Source organism: Kitasatospora sp. NPDC056783, from assembly GCF_042789895.1.
Taxonomy (GTDB): Bacteria; Actinomycetota; Actinomycetes; order Streptomycetales; family Streptomycetaceae; genus Kitasatospora.
The window spans coordinates 1-8,239 of record NZ_JBHUAF010000388.1 but is presented as its reverse complement, the minus strand read 5'-3'; the positions used below and the strand labels follow the sequence as shown (position 1 = coordinate 8,239).

At 72.1% G+C, this 8,239-nt stretch carries 4 protein-coding genes; 2 read left to right on the top strand and 2 right to left on the bottom strand.

All coding sequences use genetic code 11. From position 1 onward, the window contains the following. Both ACFRMQ_RS34500 and ACFRMQ_RS34495 read right to left on the bottom strand, forming a co-directional pair. Positions 1-1,338 (bottom strand): glutamate synthase-related protein (locus ACFRMQ_RS34500; RefSeq protein WP_380734725.1); only part of this gene is annotated, 1,338 nt, incomplete at its 3' end. A gap of 244 nt (positions 1,339-1,582) precedes the next feature. Next, entirely contained in the window at positions 1,583-2,566 is a 984-nt protein-coding gene (locus ACFRMQ_RS34495; RefSeq protein WP_380734724.1) for an autoinducer binding domain-containing protein, read from the bottom strand. Between the two features lie 241 nt (positions 2,567-2,807). On the opposite strand from ACFRMQ_RS34495, the gene ACFRMQ_RS34490 reads away from it, so the two are divergent. Both ACFRMQ_RS34490 and ACFRMQ_RS34485 read left to right on the top strand, forming a co-directional pair. Then, positions 2,808-4,466, top strand: coding sequence for an amidohydrolase (locus tag ACFRMQ_RS34490; RefSeq protein ID WP_380734722.1), 1,659 nt, complete (start codon positions 2,808-2,810; stop codon positions 4,464-4,466). A 324-nt stretch (positions 4,467-4,790) separates the two neighbouring features. Then, the coding region (locus ACFRMQ_RS34485; protein ID WP_380734720.1) for a hypothetical protein at positions 4,791-8,239 on the top strand (3,449 nt) is incomplete at its 3' end.

Below are 8,239 nucleotides of genomic sequence, written 5' to 3'. Positions count from 1 at the left end.
CAGCAGCTCCTTGCGCAGGGTGCGCAGGTAGACGGCGGCCCGGGTGGACTTCGAGGCCGGGTCGACGCCGCGGGCCAGCCACGGGTTCAGGGTGGCGATGCCGGTGGGGCACTTGTCGGTGTGGCACTTCTGCGCCTGGATGCAGCCGATCGACAGCATCGCCTCACGGGCCACGTTGATCATGTCCGCGCCCAGGGCGAAGGCGACCGCGGCGTTCTCGGGCAGGCCGAGCTTTCCGGAACCGATGAAGGTCAGCTCGTCGGTCAGCCCCAGCTCCGCGAAGGTGCCGTAGACCCGGGAGAAGCCCATCCGGAACGGCAGCGACACCGAGTCCGCGAACATCCTCGGCGCCGCCCCGGTGCCGCCCTCGCCGCCGTCGACGGTCACGAAGTCGACCCCGCGGTCGCCGCGCGCCATCAGCGTGGCCAGCTCCTGCCAGAAGCCCATCTCGCCCACGGCGCTCTTGACCCCGACCGGCAGACCGGTCTCGGTGGCGAGCAGTTCGACGAAGTCGAGCATCGAGTCGACGTCGCCGAACGCGGTGTGCCGCGACGGCGAGGCGCAGTCCTGGCCGACCGGGATGCCGCGGATACCGGCGATCTCCGGGGTGACCTTCGCGCCCGGCAGCATCCCGCCCAGCCCGGGCTTGGCGCCCTGGGAGAGCTTGATCTCTATCGCCTTGACGGGAGCGCCGGCGACGACGTCCTTGAGCTTGTCCAGGTTGAAGCTGCCGTCCTCGTTGCGGCAGCCGAAGTACGCCGTACCGAGCTGGAGCACGAGGTCACCGCCGTTGCGGTGGTGCGGCGAGAGGCCGCCCTCGCCCGTGTTGTGCATCGCGCCCGCGAGCGCCGCCCCCTGGTTGAGCGCCGTGATGGCCGCGCCGGAGAGCGAGCCGAAGCTCATCGCCGAGATGTTCACCACGCTCGCCGGGCGGAACGCCTTGGCGCGCCCGCGCGGGCCGCCCAGCACCTTGGCCGAGGGCAGCGGCGCCTGCGGGTCGTGGGCGTCGGGCAGCGCCCCGGCGAAGGTGCGCTGCTTCACGTAGGCGTGTCCCTGGACGTGCTCGACGTCGACCTCGGTGCCGAACCCGAAGTAGTTGTTCTCCTCCTTCGCCGACGCGTAGATCCAGGTGCGCTGGTCACGGCTGAACGGACGCTCCTCCTCGTTGGAGGTCACGATGTACTGCCGCAGCTCCGGTCCGATCCTCTCCAGCAGGTACCGGGCGTGCCCGACCACCGGGAAGTTCCGGAGCAGGGCGTGCCGCTTCTGGATGAGGTCGCGGGCGGCCAGGACCGCCACCGCGGTCGCGGCGGCCGCGCCGATCTTCCGGGCTTGCATGAACGTTCCTCCTCGATGCACGACTCCACCGCGGTGTGCGGTGGAGCCGAGGGTCGTGCGGGGTGGTGGACGGCGGGCGCCCGGCCGAGCGGCCGGCACCGTCCGTCGGAGAATGCGGGACGATCGTATGAGGCCGCGCGACCGGGCCCGCGCCCGGGGCGTGACCGGGAGGCTCGGCTTCCGGATGTCCGGCCGGGAAGCCGGAGGGCCGGAGAGCCGGAGAGCCGGGAAGCCGGGGCCGCCGTCAGCCGTTCGCGGCCCGCAGGGCGCCCAGGGTGTCGAGCTCGCGCTCGAAGGCGGTGCGGGCCAGCGCCGTGCGGTTGGGGCGGTCCAGCTTGATCAGCGAGGACTCGACGTGGATCCGGACGGTCCGGACCGCGATGCCCAGCCCCTGGGAGATCCGCTCGTTGGACCACCCCCGGGCGACCAGGCCGACGACGTCGAGCTCCCGGCCGGTGAGCCGGCCGAGCGCGGGAGCCCGGCCGAGCCGGACCACGACGGCGTCCGGCCGGCGCACCGCGCGGACGTGCCACCAGGTGCCGTCGGCGCCCCGGTGGTGGAAGCCGGTCCGGTCGCCCGCGCCGGCCGCGGCGGCCCGCGCGGCGAGGCGCAGCTCGGCACGGGTGAGCGGCACTCGGCGGAGGTCGCCGGCCCTGGCCTCGACCAGGTCCGGCGTGACCCGGAGGACCACCTCGGCGGGGGCGTCGTCGGCCTCGGCCCCGGGGTCGAGGAGCGCGGCGAGGTCGTGCGAGAGCATCGTCAGCGCGAGGCACGACTCGTCGTCGAGCGGCGTGGCGCGACGGGAGCTCATCACCACGAAGCCCGGCGGCGCCGCACCGGCGGCGGGTGGCGCCAGCGGCAGGGTCAGGCCTTCGCGGAAGCCGTTGGGCAGGATCGCGTCCCGGTAGGTCCTGGTCTCCCGGTAGTCGAACGGCACGTCCACGAATCGCACCGGTGTGCCGCGACGGGTGGCGAACCGGTGGACGGGGCAGGTCCTGCTGTACCGGGTGGCGATGTGGGCGAGGGTCTCCGCCGGGTAGTCGAGGTTGACGACGGCGGTGTGCGGGGCGCCGCCGGAGGACGGGGGTCCGGTGGCGACCAGTGCGGCGCAGTCGAAGCCGAGCCCGTCGCGCACCGCGCGCAGCGGGAGTTCGACCGGCACGTCACCACGGCCGGCCGCGCGGACCTCCTCGGCCAGCCGGGCCCACCACCGCATGTCCACGGCCATTGGAGACCTCCCATATCGGACGAAATCATGACGATCATCACGGCACGGTGTCAACCCCCAAACTCCCTGGGGCAGAGTGGTGTTGGCACGCCGCCGTGATCCGCACCGCCCCGCCCGTCCGCCGCCGGACGCACATCACGGGTGCGGGCGGAACGGCCTTTCGGCCGAGGTGCGGCGCCTCACGGACTCGTAGCTTTCAGCCCAACATCCCGACTCACCGTCGAGCCGAGCGAAGGAAGCCATGACCAGGACCCCCGATCTGATCGTCGTCAACGCCGCCGTGTTCACCGCGGATCCGGCGGGCACCACCGCCGAGGCGTTCGCCGTCGCCGACGGCGAGTTCACCACCGTCGGAAGCTCCGCGGAGGTCTCGCGGCTGGCCGGCCCGGACACCACCGTCGTCGACGCGGGCGGCCGGATGGTCATGCCGGGGATCTGCGACGTCCACACCCACCTCTCGCTGGGCGGGGCGCTGGTCGCGTGGGACCTGCCGATCGCGCCGCACTTCGGAGTCGACGAGATCTGCGAGACGGTCGCGGCGCGCGCGGCGCGGCTGGGGCCCGAGGAGTGGATCGTCGGCGGCGTCGTCGGGTCGACGACGATGGACGGGCTCGCCGACGTCGACCTGCTCGCCTCCCTCGACCGGGCCGCCGCCGGGCGCCCGGTGCTGCTCAGGGACGACACCCAGCACAACCGCTGGGTCAACAGCGCCGCCCTCCGGGCGATGGGGGTCACCGAGGACTCGCCCGACCCCGAGGGCGGGACGTACGTGCGCGACGACCGGGGCCGCCTCACCGGCGTCCTGTGGGAGCAGGCCTCCCGGGTCGCGGAGGAGGCGTTCGCCGCGAGCGTCGAGGACCCGGAGGCGCGCCACCGGGTGAGCTTCGCGACCGCAGCCCAGGTCTGCAACCGGCACGGGATCACCACCGCCTGCGACGCCGCGACCACGGAGTCGGCGCTGCGCGCGCTCTCGGCGCTGGAGGCCGACGGCGAGCTCACCCTCCGGGTGGTGACGTCCACCGTGGCCCGCCCGCTGCTCGCGGAGACCGGCATCAGCGGGAAGGAACTGCTGGCGGTGTCCGAGCGGTTCGGCTCCGAGCTGCTCCACGTGGGATTCGTCAAGGTGTTCCTCGACGGCGTTCCGATGACCCGGACCGCCGCGATGCTGGACCCGTACCTGCCGCACGGGTGCTCCGACCACGGGGAGGAATCCGGGGAGTGCCTGTACGACCCGGACGCACTCGTCGAGGAACTGGAGACGGCGGTCTCCGCCGGGCGCGGGGTGAAGATCCACGCCGCCGGGGACGCCTCGACCCGGATGGCGCTGGACGCGATCGCGGTCATCCGCGAACGGCACGGGTCGGGGCCGGTCTTCCACCTCGCCCACCCCGAGTACGTCACCCCGTCCGACGTCCGCAGGTTCGGCGAGCTGGGCGTGGTCGCCGACGCATCGCCCTACCTGTGGTACCCGAGCATCATCCAGGACAGCCTGGCGGCCTGCGTGCCGGCCGAGGTCATCGAGCGGGCCTGGCCGCTGGCGGACCTGCTGGCCGCCGGGGCCAACGTGTCGGCCGGCTCCGACTGGCCCGCCGGGGCTCCGACGCCGCACACCTGGACCGGGATCGAGACGATGGTCACCCGGGAGGCGCCGGGAGGCGGCGAGGAGACGGTCAATCCCGCGCAGCGGCTCACCCTCCGGGAGGCGCTGGTCAGCTTCACCCGGCGCCCGGCCGAGGCGCTCGGCCTCGGCGAGCGGGTCGGCAGCATCGAGCCGGGGAAGTCCGCGGACTTCCTCGTCCTGTCGCAGAACCTGTTCGAGGTCGACGCCCGCCGGATCCACGAGACCGACGTGCTGGCCACCTACCTGCGCGGCTCGCGGGTCCACGCCGCCGAGGCGTGACGCACCGCGGTCCCCGCGCGCCCGGCCCCGATCACGTGCCCGCCCCCGCGCCCACCCCCGCCTCCGGTCTCGCGGGGACGGGGGCGGGCGCCGCCCGACGACGGTGAACGCCCGTCAGGTCGATGCGCCGTACACCTCAGGGTGAATGTCTTCACATTTGGAGTCATTGGCCCTTATTTGTCGGATTTTCAGACTGCATACTACCCACATGGTCACCGTGGGTAGCGATTCATCGACCGTACGTGCCCGGTCCACGGTTTCCAACGCGCCACCAGCCTCCAGCACACCGTGCGACACCGGACCGCTCGATCGAAGGGAATCGTCATGAGGAGTCGTCCACCCGCCCGCGGGTGCGAGCGAAGACACCGCAAACCACTCGCGATCCGCGACCGTCTCACCCGGGCGGCGCTCCCCCTCCTCCTCGCGTTCGCCACGGCCGCCGGTTCCTTCGCCGCCCCCGCGGCGGCGCACGCCGTGGACCACGCCGCGGACCGCGCCGCGCGCACTCCCGCCGCCACCCCGGCCACGGGCAGCCCGGCCGGCGGCGGCACCGGCCGCAGCGGCGTGCGCCAGCAACCGGTGACCCTGGCGAAGAGCGGCACCGACCTCGCCACCGGCAGCACCACCGAGACCGCCCACGGCGACACCGTCCGCTGGGTCGTCTCCATGACCAACCCGGACGGCGCGCCCGTCAACACCACCATCACCGACCCGATCCAGGGCGGACCGGGCAGCACCCCGCAGACCCAGTCCTACGCGCCCGGCTCGCTCCAGGCGCCCCCCGGCTTCACCAAGCAGTGGTCCACCGACGGCGGCGCGACCTTCTCCGGCACCGACGCGGGCGCCGCCACCAACGTCGTCCAGGCCACCAACCCGATGCTCTCGTCCCCGGCGACCGGTCAGGTGGTCCAGATCCCGCCGCCGTTCACCCCGGTCAACACGGCCACCGGCGGCGACGGCTTCACGCCGATCCTCTACACCGCCACCATCAACGGCGTCGCCACGCCCGAGATCTGGAACATCTACCACCACGGCTTCTCCAACACCGCCAGCGTGGTCTGTACCGACCTGCTCACCAACGGGCCCTGCCCGACCCCGAGCGGCGCCCCCGCCACCTGGCCCCAGGCGCTGAACTCCTCGGTGGCCGGCGAGACCACCGGCGACATCGGCAGCACCCGTACCCCGACCTACGTGCAGATCGGCTCCAAGCTGTACTACGCCGCGATCAGCCGGACCACCCTCGCGCTGATCGGCGTCGGCTGCATCGACCTCCAGACCCAGGCCAGCTGCGGCTTCACCGCCCTCCAGACCGGCACCGGGCAGGTCATCGGCGGCGTCGTCCAAGCACCGAACCAGCTGATCTACGCGGTCTCCGGCACCGGCGAGATCCTCTGCTACGACCCCGCCACCAACGCCTCCTGCGGCACCTTCGACATCGGCCTGCCGCCCAACGAGGGGCAGTCCATCTTCAGCGGCGACTACGCCGGCATCATGCGGGTGATCAACGGCAAGATCTACGTCACCGACAACACCCTGGCCCCCGCGCCCACCGTGATGTCCTGCTTCGACCCGTCGACCAACGCCGCCTGCACCGGCTGGGCCGTCCCCAAGACCGTGGTCACCCCGAACGGCACCGCACCCGCCCGAGCCGACAACGTCTTCGAGATGTACGACCCGGCGGGCACCGTCACCGGCGTCTGCACGGCGGTCGGCGGCGTCTACCAGGAGGTCACACCGCCCGTCGGCACCGTCGTCTGCTTCGACCTGACGGGCAACCCGATCGCCGCACCCCCCGGCCTCCAGCCCCTGCTCAGCACCAACGTCGCCACCGGCGAAGCCAACTTCCAGGTACCGCTGACCATCACCGCCCCCAACGGGCACCTGGAGACCGAGTTCCCGCTCTGGATCTACCAGAGCATCAGCCCGACCAGCAACAGCACCGAGTACTGCTACGACTGGAACACCCAGGCCCCCTGCGCCCAGTACGGCACCAACGGCGTCGTCGACGGCCCGCTCAACGTCAACGGCGGCGACACCCGCCCGTACGGCTTCGCCTACGACGGCCAGTGCAAGTACAGCCTCGGCGACACCGGCTACCTGTTCACGCTCGACCCGATCACCGGCGCCTCCCCCTGCCTGAAGACCAAGGCCCAGAGCACCCTCAACCCCTCCGCGTACTACTGCGACGGAGCGACCGGGCACGTGAGGTCCTACGGGACGGTCAGCCTCCTCGACATCGACCCGACGACCGTCGACTTCACCCAGTCCTCGGTGACCGTGCTGGCCGCCGACGGCACCACCATCGGCACCTTCCCGTTCGACCCGGCCACCGAGACGGCGGACATCTCGTCCGTCCCGACCACTGACGCGCCGATCCAGGTGATCGCCAACCTCACCCTGATCAACGGTTCGGCCTTCACGCCCGGCAACCAGCCGAAGATGCAGGTGACCTTCGTCGGCGACGCGCCGCAGATCTGCTACGAGACCATCGTGACGACCGACTGCGCCGTCACCTCCGTCACCAACCAGGCCTCCGCCGTCACCAACGGCCAGGCACCCGTCACCTCCAACGCCGTCACCCTCCAGGTGATCCCCGGCGCCGAATGCACGCCGGCGCTCACCGTCCTCAAGGAGGTCTGCACCTCCGCGACGGCGACCGACTGCGTGGACGGTGGTCCAGGCCCCTGGGCCGCATCGACGACGGTCGCCCCCGGTTCCACCGCCTACTGGCGGATCACCGCCACCAACACCGGCGCGGTTCCGATCACCGGGATCACCCTGACGGACAGCGTGTCACCGTCGTGCGTGACCGCGGCAGGATCGTTCGACCTGGCCGTCGGCGCCTCGCACCAGGTGTTCTGCGACCTGGCGAACATCACCCATCACACGGTGAACACCGTGACGGCCACCTTCCCGGGCCCAGGCGGCACCCCCATCACCACGCCCCCGTCCGAAGCCACGGTCGACGTGCCGTCACTGGCCATCCTGAAGGAGGTCTGCACCTCCACCAACGCCGCCGACTGCGTGGAAGGCGGTAGCGGACCGTGGGCCAGTAGCACGACGATCCCGTCCGGGGATACCGCGTACTGGCGCATCACGGTCACCAACACCGGCACGATCCCGATCACCGGAATCACCCTGACGGACAGCGTCTCCCCGTCGTGCGTGACCGCCGCAGGCAGCTTCGACCTCGCGGCCGGCGCCTCACACCAGGTCTTCTGCGACCTCGCCAACGTCACCCAGCACACCGTCAACACGGTGACTGCCTCCTTCCCCGGCCCCGGCGGCACCCCCATCACCACGCCCCCGTCCGAAGCGACGGTCGACGTGACGCCGCCCGCCGAGCCGTCCATCAGCATCGACAAGCAGGTCTGCACCTCCGCGAACGCCGCCGACTGCGCGGACGGCGGCCCCGGCCCCTGGGCGAAGAACGCGATCGTCGCGCCCGGAGCCACGGCGTACTGGCGCATCACGGTGGCCAACACCGGCACCGTCCCCGTCACCGGCATCACGCTGGCTGACGCCGTCACCCCGGCCTGCGCCACCGCCGCCGGCAGCTTCGACCTCGCCGTCGGCGCCTCCCACCAGGTCTTCTGCGACCTGGCAAACATCACCCAGCACACCGTCAACACCGCCACCGCCACGTTCCCCGGACCCGGCGGAACGCCGATCACCACGCCGCCGTCCGAAGCCACGGTCGACGTGCCGTCACTGACCATCCTGAAGGAGGTCTGCACCTCCACCAACCCCGCCGACTGCGCGGACGGCGGCCC